We start from the raw sequence: 18,436 nt of genomic DNA on the forward strand, positions 1-18,436 counted from the left end.
ACAGTAGGCGCACATAATGGCGCTGGAACGTTGCGTTTTTTTTACAAAGAAATGAACACGTGTTCATCGGCGACGTGAAAGAATTAAGGGATCGTGCGTGAGTTATTTGCAAATAGATAAACTGAAAGTTGCCTACGGGAATAATATTGTCCTTCACGATATCCATCTGGCGGTCGGTAAGGGCGAGATGATCGCGCTTCTCGGCCCCTCTGGCTGCGGAAAGACGACACTGCTCAATGCGTTATGCGGTTTTTTACCCGTGCACTCCGGTACCGTGGCGATTAATGGCCGGGATATCACCCATAGCTCCCCGGAACAGCGAAATATCACCATGGTGTTTCAGAGTTATGCCTTGTGGCCGCATTTGACGGTCGCGCAAAATATCGGTTACGGATTAAAAGTCCGTCGCGTTAAAAAAGAGGAAATAACCCGTCGGGTGCAGGCGCTATTAAAAATAATTAACCTCGAAGGTTATGCGGAAATAAAGGTAACGGCCCTTTCTGGCGGTCAGCGTCAGCGGGTTGCCCTGGCCCGGGCGCTGGCAATTGAACCCGATGTGCTGGTGCTCGATGAGCCCCTGTCGAACCTGGATGCCAAAGTGCGCCTCAATGTGCGCCATGAGATCAAAGCGCTACAAAAGAGACTCGGCTTCACCTCGCTGATCGTCACTCACGACCAGCAGGAAGCGCTGGTGATGGCCGACAGAATTGCCGTGCTCAATAACGGTCGCATCGAACAGATCGGCACCCCGGAGGCAATTTACCACCGCCCGGCAACGCCTTTTGTCGCCGATTTTATGGGGGCGGATAACTGCATCACACCTGATGAGGGGCAGGGGAGAACGCTCTATTTTCGCAGCGCCGATATCGCCATGCATGCCGCACTGCCGTCCGCGCCGGGAGGATTAACCCTCGAAGGGATTGTTGAGGAGAGTGCCTTCTTAGGTCATCACTACCGGCACAGCGTGCGCTGTGGTGGAAAGATCTTACTCGCAGACTCAGCAACATGCTGGCCTGACCGTTCGCCAGTGGTGCTGCATGTGCCTGATGCTGCGCTCCATGCCTTTGAACCTGCTTTGTAATGCCAACCGACACACACTTTTCTGGGGATCAATCATGTCCGTAAAAACAAAAATGGCTATCACTGCCGCACTTTATCTGGGCTGCCTGCACGCTGCGCATGCCGAAACGGTACTTAACGTTGCCACCGCCGGGGACCAGAATATGGTGGATTACGTCAAAACCTGGCTGGGGCCGAAATTTGAAGCCACCCATCCGGGAGTAAAAGTGCAGGTGGTCGGCACCGGGCCCGGCGATGCCGGATCAAATAAGATCGTTGAAAAGCTGACGGCGCAGGCGCAGAGCAGCGCGAAAAGCTGGGATATAGATGTGGCGGTGGTCCATCAGGCCGCAGGCGGCCAGCTGGTAGAGAAAGGGCTGCTTGAGAATTACCGCCAGGCGGTGAAAACCGGCACCATGACCACCGCAGAGAACGCTAAAAACGCCCTGGGGGTCAACGTTGACGGCTACGTGATGCCTATGTTCCTGAGCCAGACGGCGATGGCTTACAACAGCGATCTCATCACCACTCCGCCGAAATCTTATGACGAGCTGGTGCAGTGGTCGGAAAAAAATCCCAAAGCCTTCGGCTATAACGGCATCAAAAACGGTATGTCAGGCGTGAGCTTTGTGGTGGGCTGGATCTACGCCTATGGCACGCCAGCCGAGCGCCTTACCGCGCTGCCGTATGATAAAGGGGTTGAAAAAGAGTGGGGCCCGGCCTGGACGAAGCTGAAAGCATTTAATAAAAACGTCACCTTTACCCCGGGCAATGCCGGCACGCTGGATATGCTCAGCCGGGGCGAAATCGCTATGGGGCCGGTATGGGTGGATATGTTCTACAGCTGGAAAGATCAGGGCAAGCTGCCGCCGTCCATCAAGCTTACCTTAATCGCACCCGGTATGCCGGGGCAGCCAATGTATTACGTCATCCCGGCCAAAGCCACCCAGGCAAAACTGGCGCAGGAGTTTATCGAGCTGGCGACCAGCCCGGAGATTCAGGCGGAGGGGATCGTGAAGCAATTTAACTGGTACCCGGGCATCGACGCGAAATATGTGAAGGGGGCGCTGGATGATGCGACGTGGCAGAAGCTGTTCGCGGAAATTTCGCCAGAAACCTTAGCGGAGAACGGCAAAAGTTTCCCTCTCAAACCCTACTTTGACGCTATCAAAGAAGGTTATGAGAGCCAGGTTTCGAACTGAGGGTATGGCGTGCCTGGCAGAATATTGCCAGGCACCTTTAGCGGTGATTATTCATGCGACAGACATTTAACGCTTTCCTGCTGGTTCTTCCGGCGACGCTGATGATTGGCATCTTCTTTCTCTGGCCGCTGGGCTATTCGCTTATTTCGGCTTTTACCCATGAAACAGGTTTGACGCTGGCGCACTTTGAAAAAGTGTTTAGCCTCTATTCGAACGATATTCTCTTTACCCTGATCATTGTGCTGGTTTCACTGGCGATCCTGGCGCTGCTCTCCATCATTATTTCCGCCGTGATTGTGCTCTCGCCCTGTCGTCGTCTCGTTAAAGCGCTGGCCTTTTTATACCGCCTGCCGCTGTTTATCCCATTCATCGTTGCCGCGCAGATGATGCGGACCTTCCTGGCAAAAAACGGCCTGATGAACAATTCCCTGGTTGCCCTCGGCGTAATGACGCCGATGGAGACCACCTCGCTGCTGGGCTGGAGCGGGATCATTATTACCTTTGTCTGGAAACAGATGGCCTTTACCACGCTGCTGATTAGCGGCGCCATGGCGGCGGTGGAGTCTACCCATATTCTGGCGGCGAAAAACCTCGGTGCCTCCCGGGTGCGTATCCTGTTCGACATTATTTTGCCCCAGGTGTTGCCGACCATTGGCATCGCGATGGTGTTATCGACGGTCACCATGATGTCGGTGTTGTCAGTTCCTCTGATGATCGGCACTGGCGCCCCAACAATGATGACCGTTGATATGGCATTTCGCGTCAACTCGTATGGCGACTATCCGGTTGCCAATGCGATGGGGGTCATCTCGTACCTGATGTGCGCCGCGATGTCCTGGTTCTATCTGCGCCACAGCCTGAATGCAAAAGGAAACCCCTGATGAACACGCTGTTTAATAGAGTTCGCGGTAGCTTTATTCTACAAACCCTGCTGCTTACCTTTCTGGTGCTGGCGCTGTTTGGCCCGCTGCTGAACCTGCTGATCTGGACGGTGGCGGAGAGCTGGTTTTTCCCGCACACCTTGCCCAGTCAGTGGGGGCTGAAGTACTGGGGGCAGGTTTTTAGCCCTTACAGTGACGTCTCCGGTTCGTTGTCCATCAGCGTCCTGATAGCCCTTCTGTCGGTGGTGGTGTGTCTGCTGATTTCAATCCCGGCAGGGTACGCACTTTCGCACCGGTCCATGCCGTGCCGCGCCTTCTTTATGCTGCTGTTTTTGATCCCGCAGGCTTTCCCGAACCTGACGGTCTATATGAACGTGGCGCGGCTCTTCTACCAGTGGGGGTTGAACGGGACGATTGCCGGGGTAGTGCTGGTGCACAGCGTGCACGGGCTGATGTACTCCATCTGGATAAGCGTCGCGGCGTTCTCGGCGCTCGATCCGCTGCTGGCGCGGGCGTCACGCAATCTGGGCGCCGGGCCGGTCTACACCTTTTTCCATATCATCCTGCCGCAGGCCGCCCCCGGGTTGATTGCCGCCAGTATCTTTGTCTTTCTTGAGTCGCTGGATGAGTTTACCGCCACGTTCTTTGTCGGCGCGCCGGAGATCAACACGCTGCCAATACTGCTCTATACCGCCAGCATGTCGGGAAATTATCAGATGTCCTCCATTACGGCGCTGATTCTGCTGGTGCCGTCGGTGATCTTTATGTTGGTGATCCATAAATTTATGCGCCCTGAGATGCTGTCGAAGCTGGGGAAATAACCGCAATTAGTTACAACATACTGTAAGCGTTTTCGATTAATGGTTCCCCGGCCGTTGGCCGGGGAAAGTGCCTGTTTATGACTCCTGCGCCGCACTCAACACGCTATGCAGCAACACATTGGCCCCTTTTTCTGACCATTCCGGATGAATCTTTTCCGCTTCGTTATGGCTAATGCCCTTCACGCAGGGGATAAAGATCATGCTGGCAGGCGCGATTTTGCTGACGTAACAGGTATCGTGCCCGGCGCCGGATACCATCGATTTTGATGAATAGCCCAGCGCGGCCACAGCCTGTTCCGTTCGGACAAGACAGGTTTCATCAAAGGCGATCGGTGCATAGTCGAAGATGCGCTCGACGCTGGCGCTCACGCCACGCGCCGAAAGACCTGCAGCCGCCTGATGCAGCGCGGTTTCCATCGCCTCCAGCGCCTCGCTGAGCGGATGGCGGAATTCTACGCTGCACACCACCCGGGACGGGACCACGTTACGTGAATTCGGGGTTACGTTCACCATGCCGATGGTGGCACGCCCGTCCGGGGCATGTTGATAACCGATCGCCTCCACCTTCAGCGCCAGCTCCGCAAAAGCGGTCAACGCATCGCGGCGGCTGTGCATTGGCGTGGTGCCCGCATGTGCGGCAAACCCGTCGAGAGTAAGGGTAAACCAGCGCTGGCCCATCGCCGCACGCACCAGGCCGATATCGATGGCTTCGTCTTCCAGAATAGGCCCCTGTTCGATATGCAGCTCATAGCAGGCGTGGATCGGGAAGGCGCGGGCAGGGCGGGGGCCACGATAGCCGATGGCCTCAAGGGCGTCGCGAACGGTGATCTGTTTGCTGTCCATCCTGGCGTAAGCAAAGGCTTCGGAAAGTTGACCCGCCCAGACCCCGGAGGCGAGCATCGCCGGGGCAAAGCGCGCGCCTTCTTCGTTGGTCCAGTTCACCAGCACAATATCGCGCTCGGTTTCTACCTGACGATCGTTCAGGGTGCGCAGCAGCTCCAGCCCGGCCAACACGCCGTAGATCCCGTCATAGTTGCCGCCGAGCGGCTGGGAATCCACGTGGGAACCAGTCATCACCGGGGGAAGCGCCGGGTTTTTACCGGCGCGGCGGATAAACATGTTGCCCATGCTGTCCACTTCGCAGCTAAAACCGGCCTCCAGTGCCCACTCGCGCAGCAGGTTGCGGGCAATACGGTCTTCCTCGCTTAGCGCCAGGCGGGTCACCCCGCCGGCGGGGGTGCCGCCGATCTGCGCCATCGTCTCGAGCGTAGACCACAAACGGTCTGCATTAACGCGGATCATGCTTTGTCCTTCGTGCTGCGGTAGCGGAAGTCGCAGCATGCGCCGCCCTGCATAATGGTGGTGGTGCGGGTCAGCTCCACGTCCGGCGCGTAGCCGACGATGAATTTCTCATCCCGGGCGCACGACAGCAGATGGCCGATCTCGCCGAGGCCCATCTCGTGATACATCTCGGCATAGCGGCAGCGGGTCACGTTGTAGTTGTACTGCTGGTCGTCGGCGTCGATCACCTTCACGTCGAGAGCGTTATCCTTCTCCCACAGATACTGCAGAGCAATAAAGCTCTTCACGTCCGCGCCGTTTGGCTCCTTGCGGGCAAATTCTTTGCCCGCATTAATGGCGGCCTGCTCAATGGCCTCGCCAATCACCGCCTGGGCGCGGGACTTGCCGATCTCACGCACCAGGATTTCATAAATTGGTTTAATAATTTCTGCTTCAATTTTGCGGCGGGCAAGAATGCCCAGCTCATTATTATCACTCATCACATTGCCTCACTGCGTTACTTAGCTTTTGCGCCGCCGAGCACGGTCTGCGGCTGCCATTTGCCATCGACCACTTTATAGACGGTGAAGGACGGGGCCTTCAGGTTGCCCTGATCGTCAAAGGCGATCTGCCCGGTGACGCCGGAGTAGCTGATGGCGCGCAGGGCAGGCAGGTACTCTGCCGGATCAACCGAGTCGGCTTTTTCCATCGCGGCAACCAGTACGCGGGTGGCGTCATAGGCGAACGGGGCATGCAGTTCAATATGGGTGTGGTAGCGGGACTGGTATGCCTGCTCGAAGGTCTTGCCGCCCGGCATCTGATCCACCGGCAGGCCCGGCTCCAGCGCGACAACGCCTTCACCCTCTTTCTGCGCCAGCTGCAGGAAGGTCTGGCTGACAAAGCCGCCAGCGCCCATCAGGGTCGTCTTCATACCCAGCTGTTTGATACGACGTGCCAGCGGTGCCGCCTGGCTGTCCACGCCGCCGAAGAAGATCAGATCGGCGTTCTTACTGCGAATGGCGGTCAGTACGGCGCTAAAGTCGACGGTTTTGTCGTCCACGTACTGACGGTCAACAATCTTCACGCCCTGGGCTTCCAGCGATTTTATAAACTCATCCGCCAGGCCCTGACCAAAGGCGGTACGATCGTCGATGACCGCGATGCGTTTGGCTTTAAGGGTATTTACCGCGTACTGTCCGGCAAACTGGCCGCCGTCATCGTCGTGGCCCATCACGCGGAAGCTGGTGTCGAACCCCTGTCTGGTATAGGCATGACCGGTAGCAACGGGGGCCACCTGAGCGATACCGGCATCGTGATAGACGCGGGCCGCCGGGATGCTGGTGCCGGTGTTCCAGTGGCCGACTACGCTTGCCACGCCGGTATCCACCAGACGCTGAGCCACAGCCACGGCGGTGCGCGGATCCGACTGGTCATCTTCCGACTGCAGCTTAAAAGTCACCGCCTTGCCGCCGATGGTCGGGTGCTGTTTGTTGATATCGTCAATCGCCAGCTGCGCGCCATTCTCCAGATCTTTACCGATACGGGCAGACGGGCCGGTCAGCGGACCCGCCAGGCCGATCACCACGATTTCGCTGTCGGCGGCCCAGGCGCCGGTAGAGGCAAATCCGCTGAGCACAATGGCCGCGCTGAGCGCGCTGATTTTAATGGTTTTCATTATTGTTCCCTGATATTGGTTAGTGTGTTAAGCGGGCATTTCGCCCAAATAAATCTGTGCAATCTGGTCGTCGTCGAGCATCGCCCTGGACTCGCCGTGATGAACGATGCTGCCGCTGTCCATCACCCAGGCCCGATCGGTCACCTCCAGCGCCAGCCGGGCGTTTTGCTCGATCAGCAACAACGCCACGCCGCGCTCGCGCAGTCCGGCGATGACGGCGAAAATGTTCTCGACCATTTTGGGCGCCAGGCCCATCGAGGGTTCGTCGAGGATCAGCAGGCGCGGGCGGCTGAGCAGGGCGCGGTTCAGGGCTAAGAGCTGCTGTTCCCCGCCTGAGAGCAGTCCGGCCAGCTGGTGCTGGCGTTCGCCCAGACGCGGGAAACGTTCGAAAATCGCGTTCATCTCCTGCCGGACGGTGACAGTGTCACGGCGGAGCCAGGCGCCCATCTGCAGGTTTTCCAGCACCGTCATGCGGGCGAAGATGCCCCGGCCTTCCGGAACCATCACCAGCCCGTCGCGCAGCAGCGCTTCGGCTTTCTGTTTGCGGATCGGTTTGCCATTAAATTCGATGTTGCCGCCAAAACGCTCCAGTCCGGTGATGGCCCGCACGGTGGAACTTTTGCCTGCGCCGTTAGCCCCAATGAGCGTGGCTTGTTCGCCTTCACCCAGGCTAAAGGAGACATCCCGTACTGCCTGGATACCACCGTAATGCACGTCCAGACGTTCCACTTTCAGTAATTCAGACATGGGCATTGCCTCCTAGCCAGGCGGCGATCACCGCCGGGTCGCGACGCACGCTGTCAGGGGTACCGCTGGCCAGCGTTTTGCCGTAATCCAGCACCGTGAGCCGATCGCAAATCCCCATCACCAGCTTGACGTCGTGTTCAATCATTAGCAGGGTTTTGCCGTCGTCACGAATACGGGTCAGCAGCTCACCCAGCGCCACTTTTTCCGCCGCGTTCATCCCGGCGGCGGGTTCATCCAGCGCCAGCAGCAGCGGATCGGTCGCCAGCGCGCGGGCGATCTCCAGCCGCCGCTGATGGCCGTAAGCCAGATCGCAGGCGCGGTAGTGGGCAAACTTCGCAATGCCGGTGTAGGCCAGCCAGTGCCAGGCCTGCTCGAGGGTCTGAGCTTCTTCTGCCCGGGCGCGTTTGTGACGGCTCAATGCCGCCCAGAGTCCGTTGTGGGTGCGCACGTGGCGACCCACCATCACGTTCTCCAGCACCGACATCTCGTTAAACAGACGCACGTTCTGGAAGGTACGGGCGATGCCCGCGGCAGTGACCTTCTCGATCTGGTTCGGGAAGTAGGGCTTATCGGCAATGGCGAACTCACCGCTGTCAGCGGGATACAGGCCGGTGATGAGGTTAAAGCAGGTGGTTTTGCCCGCGCCGTTGGGGCCAATCAGGCCGTAGATCTCGCCCTTGTTAATCGACAGCGAGACGTTGTCCACGGCGGTAAGGCCGCCAAAGCGTTTGGTCATGTTGCGCACGGTTAACAGGCTCATGCTTTTACCTCCTTGTGGCGCTTCGGCCAGATGCCCGACGGTCGAACCAGCATCACCAGCACCAGCGCCAGGCCATAAAACAGCTGACGCAGGATCTCCGGGTCAATCAGTACCGAACCAAACAGCGCCTGCTGCACCGGGGCCGCCTGGCTGCGCAGCAGCTCCGGCAGGGCGGTGAGCAGTACCGCGCCGAGGATCACCCCCGGGATATGGCCCATCCCACCCAGCACCACCATCGCCAGTACGGCTATGGACTCCTGCAGGGTGAAGGATTCCGGCGAGACAAAGCCCTGGAAGGCGCCGAACAGCGCTCCGGCCACACCGCCAAAGGAGGCACCCATGGCAAAGGCCAGCAGCTTAAAGTTGCGCACGTTGATACCCATTGCCCGGGCGACATCTTCGTCTTCACGGATAGCGTGCCACGCCCGGCCAATACGTGAGTGTTGCAGGCGAAGGCAGACAAAAATGATCCCGACAATCACCAGCATCAGCAGGTAGTACCAGAGCCACAGGGCAGGCACTTTGACGCCGAACCAGTGATAAACGCCGCTGAACTTCAGACCGAACAGGTTGAGGGTATCAACGCCGGTAATGCCTTTCGCGCCGTTGGTGATGTTCACCGGGCGGTCGAGGTTACGCATCAGAATGCGGATGATCTCCCCGAAGCCGAGGGTCACAATCGCCAGGTAATCCCCGCGCAGCTTCAACGTCGGGGCACCCAGCAGAATGCCGCACACGGCCGCGACCAGCGCCGCAATCGGGATAATCAGCAGGTACGAGGTGTGCAGCCCGTCCGGGAACCAGAGGTTGAGGATCGGGAACACCTCTGCCAGATGCGGTGACGCCATAAGCGCCGCCAGATAGGCGCCAACGGCATAGAAGGCGATAAAGCCCATATCCAGCAGGCCGGTGTAGCCGACGACGATATTCAGCCCCAGCGCCAGCATGATGTAGAGCAGGGCGAAGTCGATCACCCGCACCCAGTAGTTGCCGCCCAGCTGGGTAGCCACAACCGGCGCAAGCAGGAGGGCCAGCACGAAGAGGGTCATGCCGGACCAGAATTTACCGCTGGCCGCCGGGGTTTTGATTTCAATGGCAGTCATGATTTCTCCTTACGCTCTGTGCGCCACGCGCTCGCCCAACAGACCAGCCGGACGGAAGACCAGCACCAGAATCAGAACGATAAAGGCGAATACGTCCTGGTAGTTACTGCCGAACACGCCGTGAGTCAGTTCGCCGAGATAACCGGCGCCCAGCGCTTCGATAATCCCGAGCAGGATCCCGCCAATCATCGCTCCGCGAATGTTGCCGATGCCGCCGAGCACCGCCGCGGTAAAGGCTTTAATGCCGGGCAGGAAGCCCATCGAGAAGCTGGCGTTGCCGTAATTGCTGGCCATCATCACCCCGGCGAGTGCGGCAAAAACGCCGCCGATGGCAAAGGTCAGAGTGATGATGGCGTTCGGATTAACGCCCATCAGGGTGGCGATGCGTGGGTTTTCAGCCACCGCCCGCATACCCCGGCCAAGGCGGGTATACTCCACCAGCAGCCACAGGCCGGTCATGACGATCAGTGCCAGCGCCACGGTGACGATGCCGGTGACCGTGACAATCGCCGGGGGATGCGCCTCGCTGCCCGCCGTGATAGCAATCGGGTCCATCGGCAGGATCTGCGGGAACATCAGCGGATTACGCGACCAGATAATCATCGCCACGGTTTGCAGCAGCACCGATACGCCAATCCCGGAGATCAGTGGTGCCAGCCGCGGCGCATTTCGCAGGCGGCGGTAGGCAAAGCGCTCAACGGACATCGCCAGCAGGGCGCAGACCGTCATGGCGCTCAGCAGCGCAAAGCCGAGCTGTAACAGCTGCGGCATGGCGGGGAAATAGCCGGTCAGGAGATTCAGCGCCGACAGAGTGGTCAGCGCGCCGACCATCAAAATATCGCCATGGGCGAAGTTAATAATGCGCAAAATGCCATACACCATGGTATAGCCCAGCGCGATCAGCGCGTAGATGCTGCCCAGCATCACGCCGTTGATCAGTTGTTGTATGAGTGTGTCCAACGTTGTTACCCGACAAATTGCTCTTTTCAGCGGCTAACATCTAATAATTGAATTAAATTGTGAAATACACATATATTCTTTCTTATGATTTTTGGAGCTTGCTTTATCTGATTGATTTTAATGATGATGATAAATGGCTGATTAACCGGATTATCCATAACAGATCAATATATGAATAAAACAGAACAATCCCTGGCGTTGTCGGCCTTTGCCGAGAGCCGACTGGCGAACGATCCGCCGCTGCGGGCGGTGCGGGCCTTCGAGGCGATAGCGCGGCTGGGAAGCGTGACGCAGGCGGCTCAGGAGCTGGACATATCGCCCTCGGCGGTGAGTCACCAGCTGAAAGTGCTGGAAGGATACTTACAGATGCCGCTCACCGAGCGTCAGGGGCGCGGGCTGATCCTGAGCCAGCAGGGGCGGGATTATTACCGTTCCATCCGCGCGGCCTTTAACGTGCTGCGCCAGGCCACCGGGCATCTGCTGGAGCAGGTGCAGACCCGCCAGGTGACCATCAGCCTGATCCCGCTTTTCGGCATGGGGTGGTTTATCCCGCGTCTGCCCGGGTTTATGCGCGCTAACCCACAGACCGAGATCAACGTGGTCTACGCCAACCACCGCAACTACCTGAGTGACGCGTCGGATATGTCCATCCGCTTCGGCAACGGCCAGTGGGCGGGCTACCAGAGTGAAAAGCTGATCTCCGGGCAGATGGTGCCAGTCTGTAGCCGGGCATTTTTGCGCCTTCACGGGCATATTGATACTCCCGAACAGCTATTACAGATGCCGCTGTTGCATGATGAAGAGCGCGCCACCTGGCAGCAGTGGTTTATCCAGCAGGGGGTGAAACGCCCGCTGCGGCGCAGTGGCCCGATGTTTGAAGACGGGCTGTTAACCCTGGCGGGCGTGCAGGCAGGGTTGGGCTGCGCGTTGATGCGCGAACCGTTGATTGCGCCCTATCTGGAGAGCGGTGAGCTGGTGAAGATCTTCGATCTCCCTATCGACGATGGCCGGGATTACTACCTGTGCGTGCGTCAGGATGGAGAGATGAGTCAGGACGGGAAGTTGTTGCAGAGCTGGTTGCGGCGGGCGGCTGGGCAGGAATAGTCTTCGCCGGGTGGCGGCTTCGCCTTACCCGGCCTACAAAACTCACTCCCTACGTGCCCGGGTGGCGTACCAGCACAATAGCGATCCGGCGCACACCATCATCGCTCCCTGCCAGAAGCTGAACGACAGCGGCGCATTCAGCAGCACCGCTGCCAGTGCCGCTGACAGTACCGGGGTGAAATAGGATGCTGCCGCCAGCAGCGTTACGTTGCCGTGCAAGATACCGATATTCCACGACGCGTAGCCAAACCCCAGCGCCACGCCGCACATCAAAAGTTTGATCACCACCGGCACGCTAAACACCATCTCCGGCTGCGGGCTGAAAGCATATTTCAGCCACAGGGTCAGGGCGGTGAGCAATACAAACAGGGTGATCCCGTTCTGGCCGTTGGCGTATTTACTGGTCACGGTGCAGTAGGCTGCCCAGATGAAAGCGCCAACGAACGCCAGGCCGTAACTTAGCGGGTTGGAGGTGATGTTACGGGCGATATCCGTTGGGTTCAGCCCATTTTCGCCGCCTAATACCCAGCTTACCCCCAGCAGGGCGATGATCAGGCCCGGGATCACCCATAGGGTGGTTTTCTGGCCGTTGAACAGGATGGCGAACAGAATGGTCAGGCTCGGCCAGAGATAATTCACCATCCCCACCTCAATCGCCTGGTGGCGAGTGGCGGCATAGCCTAACGAGAGGGCAAGACAGATTTCATAGCTGACAAACAGTACGCTGCCGGCAATGAGATAGCGGGGCGAGAAACGTCGCAGCCTGGGGAAACCCACCGTTACCAGACAGAGTAAACCGCTTAGCGTATAGATTGCCGCCGCGCCCCCAACCGGACCTAATCCCTCGCTAACGCCCCTAATCAGACCCACCATCGTGCTCCAGAGCACGATCGCGGCCAGACCGACCAGGGTGGCTTTTTTTCTCTCCATCGCATTTCCACCGGCTATCAATTTAAGGGGCAAATTTATAGCACTGTTTCAGTACCTTCCGCGAATTTATCTGTGCCGAAGTAACCCTTTAGCATTAGCAAAAGCCGCCAGCGCTGACTATTAAGAGGGCGAAGATCGGCGATATTGATTTGCCGCAAAAAAAACAGGGGCTTTGCTGTTAGTTTTCTGCCGGATTTCTCAATGATCTAACGAGGACAACGATGGACGTCAGTCGCAGACAGTTTTTTAAAATCTGCGCGGGCGGTATGGCCGGGACAACAGTAGCCGCTCTGGGGTTTGCCCCCAAAATGGCGCTGGCTCAGGCGCGCAACTATAAGTTGCTGCGCGCCAAAGAGATCCGCAACACCTGCACATACTGCTCCGTGGGATGCGGGCTATTGATGTATAGCCTGGGTGATGGCGCGAAGAACGCTAAAGCGTCGATTTATCATATTGAAGGCGATGCGGATCATCCGGTCAGCCGCGGGGCACTCTGCCCGAAAGGGGCAGGTCTGCTGGACTATGTTCACAGCGACAACCGTCTGCGTTACCCGGAATACCGCGCGCCGGGCTCCAATAAATGGCAGCGCATCTCCTGGGATGAGGCTTTCACCCGCATTGCAAAATTGATGAAAGCCGACCGCGACGCCAACTTCGTTGAGACGAACGAACAGGGTGTAACGGTCAACCGCTGGCTCTCCACCGGGATGCTCTGCGCCTCGGCGGCGAGCAATGAAACCGGCATGCTGACGCAAAAATTTGTGCGCTCACTCGGCATGCTGGCGGTAGACAACCAGGCGCGCGTCTGACACGGACCAACGGTAGCAAGTCTTGCTCCAACATTTGGTCGCGGTGCGATGACCAACCACTGGGTTGATATCAAAAACGCTAACGTCGTGGTGGTGATGGGCGGTAACGCCGCCGAAGCCCATCCGGTGGGTTTCCGCTGGGCGATGGAAGCGAAAAATAACAACGATGCGACGCTGATCGTCGTCGATCCGCGCTTTACGCGGACGGCATCGGTGGCCGATATCTATGCGCCGATCCGCTCCGGTACGGACATTACGTTCCTCTCCGGCGTGCTGCTGTACCTGATCGAAAACAACAAAATTAACGCCGAGTACGTTAAGCACTACACCAACGCTAATCTGCTGGTGCGGGAAGACTTTGCCTTTGAAGACGGGCTGTTCAGCGGCTATGACGCCGAAAAACGCCAGTACGACAAATCCTCCTGGAACTATCAGTTCGATGAAAACGGCTATGCGAAGCGCGATGAAACCCTGACCGATCCGCGCTGCGTGTGGAACCTGCTGAAGCAGCACGTCTCCCGCTATACGCCGGAGGTGGTGGAGAACATCTGCGGTACGCCGAAAGCGGACTTCCTGAAAGTGTGTGAAGTGCTGGCCTCCACCAGTGCTGCGGACAGAACCACCACATTCCTCTACGCGCTGGGCTGGACGCAGCATACCGTCGGGGCGCAGAACATCCGTACCATGGCGATGATCCAGCTGCTGCTCGGCAACATGGGCATGGCCGGAGGCGGCGTAAACGCATTACGCGGTCACTCTAACATTCAGGGGCTCACCGATCTGGGGCTGCTCTCCACCAGTCTGCCGGGTTATCTGACCCTGCCGTCGGAAAAACAGACCGATCTGCAAACCTATCTGACGGCGAACACCCCAAAAGCGACCCTGCCGGACCAGGTGAACTACTGGAGCAACTATCCGAAGTTCTTCGTCAGCCTGATGAAATCGTTCTACGGCGATGCGGCGCAGGAGGAGAACGACTGGGGCTTTAACTGGCTGCCAAAATGGGACCAGGCTTACGACGTCATCAAGTATTTCAACATGATGGCGAAGGGCGACGTCACGGGGTACATCTGCCAGGGCTTCAACCCGGTGGCGTCGTTCCCGGACAAAAACAAGATTGTCGCCAGCCTCAGCAAGCTGAAGTACATGGTGGTGATCGATCCGCTGGTGACCGAGACCTCGAACTTCTGGCAGAACCACGGCGAGATGAACGATGTGGATACCGCGTCGATTCAGACCGAGGTGTTCCGCCTGCCGTCTACCTGTTTTGCAGAAGAAGACGGCTCCATCGCCAACTCCGGGCGCTGGTTACAGTGGCACTGGAAGGGGCAGGATGCGCCGGGTGAAGCGCGTAACGACGGTGAAATTCTGGCCGGGATTTACCATCGCCTGCGTGAGATGTACCGCACCGAAGGCGGGAAGGGCGTTGAGCCGCTGCTACGGATGAACTGGCACTACAAACAGCCGGATCACCCGGAATCGGAAGAGGTGGCGAAAGAGAACAACGGCGTTGCACTGGCGGATCTCTATGATGCCAATGGCGTGCTGATTGCGAAGAAAGGCCAGCTGCTGAGCAGCTTTGCTCATCTACGTGATGACGGCACCACGGCATCGTCGTGCTGGATCTATACCGGCAGCTGGACCGAGCAGGGCAACCAGATGGCTAACCGCGATAACGCCGATCCGTCTGGGCTGGGCAATACGCTGGGCTGGGCCTGGGCGTGGCCGCTTAACCGTCGCGTGCTCTATAACCGCGCCTCGGCGGACATTAACGGCAAGCCGTGGGATCCAAAACGGATGCTGATCCAGTGGAACGGCACGAAGTGGACCGGGAACGATATTCCGGACTTCAACACCGCCGCGCCGGGCAGCAACACCGGGCCGTTTATCATGCAGCCGGAGGGGCTGGGACGTCTGTTTGCCATCGACAAGCTGGCGGAAGGGCCATTCCCGGAACACTACGAACCGATGGAAACGCCGCTCGGCACCAACCCGCTGCACCCGAACGTGGTCTCCAGTCCGGTGGTGCGTGTCTATCAGGAAGATGTTGTGCGCATGGGCAAGAAAGACAAGTTCCCGTACGTCGGCACAACCTATCGCCTGACCGAGCATTTCCACACCTGGACCAAGCATGCGCGACTGAACGCCATCGCCCAGCCGGAGCAGTTTGTGGAGATCAGCGAAACCCTGGCGAAGGCCAAAGGGATTGCCAACGGCGATCGCGTTAAGGTCAGCAGCCAGCGCGGGTTCATTCGCGCCGTGGCGGTGGTCACCCGTCGTCTGCAGGCCCTGAACGTTCACGGTCAGCAGGTGGAAACCGTGGGTATTCCGCTGCACTGGGGCTTTGAAGGGGTGGCGCAGAAAGGCTATATCGCCAACACCCTGACGCCATCGGTGGGGGATTCCAACTCGCAAACGCCAGAGTACAAGGCGTTCCTGGTCAACATCGAGAAAGCATAAGGAGCGAATAAATGTCGATGGAAACACAAGACGTCATCAAACGCTCCGCCACTAACGGCTTTACCCCCGCGCCTCGTGCGCGGGATTACAAAGCGGAAGTGGCAAAGCTTATCGATGTCTCCTCCTGCGTGGGCTGCAAAGCCTGCCAGGTGGCCTGTTCCGAGTGGAACGATATCCGCGACGAGGTAGGGCATTGCGTTGGGGTTTACGATAACCCGGCGGATCTGAGCGCCAAATCCTGGACGGTGATGCGCTTTAGCGAAACCGATCAGAACGGCAAGCTGGAGTGGCTGATCCGTAAAGACGGCTGTATGCACTGCGAGGATCCGGGCTGTCTGAAGGCCTGTCCGTCTGCCGGGGCGATCATTCAGTACGCCAACGGTATCGTCGATTTTCAGCAAGAGAACTGCATCGGCTGCGGATACTGTATCGCCGGGTGTCCGTTCAACGTGCCGCGCCTCAATAAAGAGGATAACCGGGTCTACAAATGCACCCTGTGCGTGGATCGCGTCAGCGTCGGCCAGGAGCCCGCCTGCGTGAAGACCTGTCCGACCGGGGCCATCCACTTTGGCACCAAGAAGGAGATGCTGGAGGTGGCGCAGCAGCGGGTCGATAAGCTGAAAGCGCGCGGCTATCCCAACGCGGGCATTTACAACCCGCAAGGGGTGGGCGGGACGCACGTGATGTATGTTCTGCACCATCTCGACCAGCCGGCGCTGTATCACAACCTGCCGAAGGACCCGGCGATCGATACCTCCATCAATCTGTGGAAAGGGGCGCTGAAGCCGCTCTCTGCGGCGGGCTTTATCGCCACCTTTGCCGGGTTGATTTATCACTACGTGGGTATCGGGCCGAATAAAGAGGTGGATGACGATGAGGAGGAACATCATGACTAAATCGAAAATGATTGTGCGCACGAAGTTTATCGACCGCGCCTGTCACTGGACGGTGGTGATCTGTTTCTTCCTGGTGTCATTGTCGGGGATTTCGTTCTTCTTCCCAACCCTGCAATGGCTGACGGAGACCTTCGGCACCCCGCAGATGGGCCGTATTCTGCATCCGTTCTTCGGGGTGCTGATCTTCGTGGCGCTGATGTTTATGTTTGTGCGTTTTGTGCATCACAACATCCCGGACAAGCAGGATATTCCCTGGCTGAAGGGTATTGTTGAGGTGCTGAAGGGCAACGAGCATAAAGTTGCGCGAGTGAGTAAATACAATGCCGGGCAGAAGATGATGTTCTGGACCATCATGAGCATGATTTTTGTGCTGCTGGTGACCGGCGTCATTATCTGGCGTCCGTACTTTGCCCAGTATTTCCCGATGCAGGTGGTGCGCTATAGCCTGCTGATCCATGCGACCTCGGCCATTATTTTGATCCACGCCATTCTGATCCATATGTATATGGCGTTCTGGGTTAAAGGCTCGATTAAAGGGATGATCGAAGGGAAGGTGAGCCGCCGCTGGGCGCAGAAACACCATCCTCGCTGGTATCGGGATGTAGAGCGTATGGAAGCGCAAAAAGATGTGAGTGAAGGGATGAAGTAAGGTGCTCTGTTGCCCGGCGGCGCTGCGCTTGCGCGGGCCTACGGGGAAGAACCCCGCTCCGGACGGTTTTCCGGAGCGGGTTTAATGCTCCTTACCGGCGTTCTTTTCCTTAATACTTGTTTCGATGAGTTAGTTCTTCTTTACGGGCAATGTCATATCCATCCTGAAGAATAAAGACAATTTAGCTTCGTCTGTAATAATTAAATTGCATCCTCCCGATAAAGAACCGGGAGGGCGATAATCAGAACTTCTCTTTAATATAACGGAACGGATAAGCGGTCGGCTTAATTTTGCCAATTTTTCGTTTCGGTAATTTCACCGGTTCTTCTGGAATATCTTTATAGGGAATCTGCGACAGCAGATGCGAGATAATATTCAGCCGCACGCGCTTTTTATCTTCGGAGCGGGCGACAAACCACGGGGCCCAGGCGGTGTCGGTGGCGGCGAACATCGCATCGCGCGCTTCGGTGTAATCATCCCAGCGGGTGAAGGATTTAATGTCCATTGGGGAGAGCTTCCAGGTTTTCCGCCCGTCGTTAATGCGGTCGCGCAGACGACGCTCCTGCTCTTTAGGCGTCACTTCCAGCCAGTATTTAATGAGAATAATGCCCGCATCGACCATCGCTTTTTCAATGATGGGCGCACCGTCGAGGAATTTCTCTACCTGCTCTTCCGTACAGAACCCCATTACCCGTTCCACCCCCGCGCGGTTGTACCAGCTGCGGTCGAAAATCACGATTTCCCCCGCCGAGGGCAGATGCGGGACGTAGCGCTGGAAGTAGAGCTGGCTTTTCTCTTTTTCCGTCGGGGCGGGCAGCGCCACCACCCGGAATACGCGCGGGCTGACGCGCTCTGTCAGAGCTTTGATCGTGCCCCCTTTGCCGGCGCCGTCGCGGCCTTCAAAGACGACGCACACCTTCAGGCCCTTACTCACTACCCAGCGCTGAAGCGTTACCAGCTCCTCATGCAGGCGATGCAGCTCTTTTTCATACTCCTTGCGTTTAAGGGGGACGGGAGGCGTGTTAGTCGCAACGGGTTTGCTTTTCTTTTTATCTGCCATGATGCGTTCCTTTCAGGGATTCTGCCGGGACGGAGTGAC

The 18,436-nt window shown here is 57.8% G+C and carries 17 protein-coding genes; 8 read left to right on the forward strand and 9 right to left on the reverse strand.

The window, feature by feature from the left end:
• Positions 1 to 97: 97 nt before the first annotated feature.
• The 4 genes from B3X29_RS06285 to B3X29_RS06300 are packed head-to-tail and all read left to right on the forward strand — an operon-like array spanning position 98 to position 3,963.
• A complete protein-coding gene (locus B3X29_RS06285; RefSeq protein ID WP_103179642.1) occupies positions 98 to 1,081 on the forward strand; it encodes an ABC transporter ATP-binding protein in 984 nt (327 codons plus the stop codon).
• A gap of 34 nt (positions 1,082 to 1,115) precedes the next feature.
• Positions 1,116 to 2,261, forward strand: a complete 1,146-nt coding sequence (locus B3X29_RS06290) for an extracellular solute-binding protein (protein ID WP_159338859.1) — start codon at positions 1,116 to 1,118, stop codon at positions 2,259 to 2,261.
• Positions 2,262 to 2,314: 53 nt separating this feature from the next.
• Positions 2,315 to 3,142: an ABC transporter permease gene (locus B3X29_RS06295; RefSeq protein WP_103179640.1), complete on the forward strand. Its 828-nt coding sequence runs from the start codon at positions 2,315 to 2,317 to the stop codon at positions 3,140 to 3,142.
• Positions 3,142 to 3,963, forward strand: coding sequence for an ABC transporter permease (locus B3X29_RS06300; protein ID WP_103179639.1), 822 nt, complete (start codon positions 3,142 to 3,144; stop codon positions 3,961 to 3,963). The genes B3X29_RS06295 and B3X29_RS06300 overlap by 1 nt, the downstream gene beginning before the upstream one ends.
• A gap of 75 nt (positions 3,964 to 4,038) precedes the next feature.
• Here B3X29_RS06300 and B3X29_RS06305 read toward each other — a convergent pair whose 3' ends face one another.
• The 7 genes from B3X29_RS06305 to B3X29_RS06335 are packed head-to-tail and all read right to left on the reverse strand — an operon-like array spanning position 4,039 to position 10,489.
• Positions 4,039 to 5,265 carry a Zn-dependent hydrolase gene (locus tag B3X29_RS06305; RefSeq protein WP_159338861.1) on the reverse strand — a complete coding sequence of 409 codons (1,227 nt, stop codon included), beginning with the start codon at positions 5,263 to 5,265 and terminating at the stop codon, positions 4,039 to 4,041.
• Complete coding sequence (locus B3X29_RS06310; RefSeq protein WP_103179637.1) at positions 5,262 to 5,744, reverse strand: L-2-amino-thiazoline-4-carboxylic acid hydrolase; 483 nt, start codon at positions 5,742 to 5,744, stop codon at positions 5,262 to 5,264. The genes B3X29_RS06305 and B3X29_RS06310 overlap by 4 nt, the downstream gene beginning before the upstream one ends.
• Before the next feature lie 17 nt (positions 5,745 to 5,761).
• Positions 5,762 to 6,919, reverse strand: coding sequence for a branched-chain amino acid ABC transporter substrate-binding protein (locus B3X29_RS06315; RefSeq protein WP_159338863.1), 1,158 nt, complete (start codon positions 6,917 to 6,919; stop codon positions 5,762 to 5,764).
• A gap of 27 nt (positions 6,920 to 6,946) precedes the next feature.
• Complete coding sequence (locus B3X29_RS06320; RefSeq protein WP_159338865.1) at positions 6,947 to 7,666, reverse strand: ABC transporter ATP-binding protein; 720 nt, start codon at positions 7,664 to 7,666, stop codon at positions 6,947 to 6,949.
• The gene (locus tag B3X29_RS06325; protein ID WP_159338867.1) at positions 7,659 to 8,426 is read right to left on the reverse strand and encodes an ABC transporter ATP-binding protein; all 768 of its coding nucleotides are present in this window, start codon (positions 8,424 to 8,426) and stop codon (positions 7,659 to 7,661) included. Before B3X29_RS06325 ends, B3X29_RS06320 begins: the two co-directional genes overlap by 8 nt.
• Positions 8,423 to 9,529, reverse strand: coding sequence for a branched-chain amino acid ABC transporter permease (locus B3X29_RS06330; protein ID WP_159338869.1), 1,107 nt, complete (start codon positions 9,527 to 9,529; stop codon positions 8,423 to 8,425). Before B3X29_RS06330 ends, B3X29_RS06325 begins: the two co-directional genes overlap by 4 nt.
• Positions 9,530 to 9,538: 9 nt before the next feature.
• Positions 9,539 to 10,489 (reverse strand): branched-chain amino acid ABC transporter permease, encoded by a 951-nt coding sequence (locus tag B3X29_RS06335; protein ID WP_290513015.1) that lies wholly within the window; start codon positions 10,487 to 10,489, stop codon positions 9,539 to 9,541.
• A 171-nt stretch (positions 10,490 to 10,660) separates the two neighbouring features.
• Here B3X29_RS06335 and B3X29_RS06340 point away from each other — a divergent pair, with 171 nt between their 5' ends.
• A complete protein-coding gene (locus B3X29_RS06340; RefSeq protein WP_159338873.1) occupies positions 10,661 to 11,593 on the forward strand; it encodes a LysR substrate-binding domain-containing protein in 933 nt (310 codons plus the stop codon).
• 42 nt (positions 11,594 to 11,635) lie between these two features.
• Here B3X29_RS06340 and yddG read toward each other — a convergent pair whose 3' ends face one another.
• Positions 11,636 to 12,523, reverse strand: a complete 888-nt coding sequence (yddG, locus tag B3X29_RS06345; protein ID WP_103179630.1) for an aromatic amino acid DMT transporter YddG — start codon at positions 12,521 to 12,523, stop codon at positions 11,636 to 11,638.
• 221 nt (positions 12,524 to 12,744) lie between these two features.
• Between yddG and fdnG the strand changes: the two genes are divergently transcribed.
• From fdnG to fdnI, 3 genes are read left to right on the forward strand one after another with little or no spacing between them, the layout of a single operon-like run.
• On the forward strand, positions 12,745 to 15,792 hold the full coding sequence (gene fdnG / locus B3X29_RS06350; protein ID WP_156654502.1) for a formate dehydrogenase-N subunit alpha: 3,048 nt from the start codon (positions 12,745 to 12,747) through the stop codon (positions 15,790 to 15,792).
• Positions 15,793 to 15,803: 11 nt separating this feature from the next.
• On the forward strand, positions 15,804 to 16,688 hold the full coding sequence (fdxH, locus tag B3X29_RS06355) for a formate dehydrogenase subunit beta (protein WP_159338875.1): 885 nt from the start codon (positions 15,804 to 15,806) through the stop codon (positions 16,686 to 16,688).
• The gene (gene fdnI / locus B3X29_RS06360) at positions 16,681 to 17,337 is read left to right on the forward strand and encodes a formate dehydrogenase-N subunit gamma (RefSeq protein WP_159338876.1); all 657 of its coding nucleotides are present in this window, start codon (positions 16,681 to 16,683) and stop codon (positions 17,335 to 17,337) included. Before fdxH ends, fdnI begins: the two co-directional genes overlap by 8 nt.
• 241 nt (positions 17,338 to 17,578) lie before the next feature.
• Here the strand turns inward: fdnI and ppk2 are convergent, their stop codons facing one another.
• A complete protein-coding gene (gene ppk2, locus B3X29_RS06365; RefSeq protein WP_156654500.1) occupies positions 17,579 to 18,397 on the reverse strand; it encodes a polyphosphate kinase 2 in 819 nt (272 codons plus the stop codon).
• Positions 18,398 to 18,436: the final 39 nt, after the last annotated feature.

The organism is Leclercia sp. UBA5076, from assembly GCF_002416465.1.
Lineage (GTDB): Bacteria > Pseudomonadota > Gammaproteobacteria > Enterobacterales > Enterobacteriaceae > Enterobacter.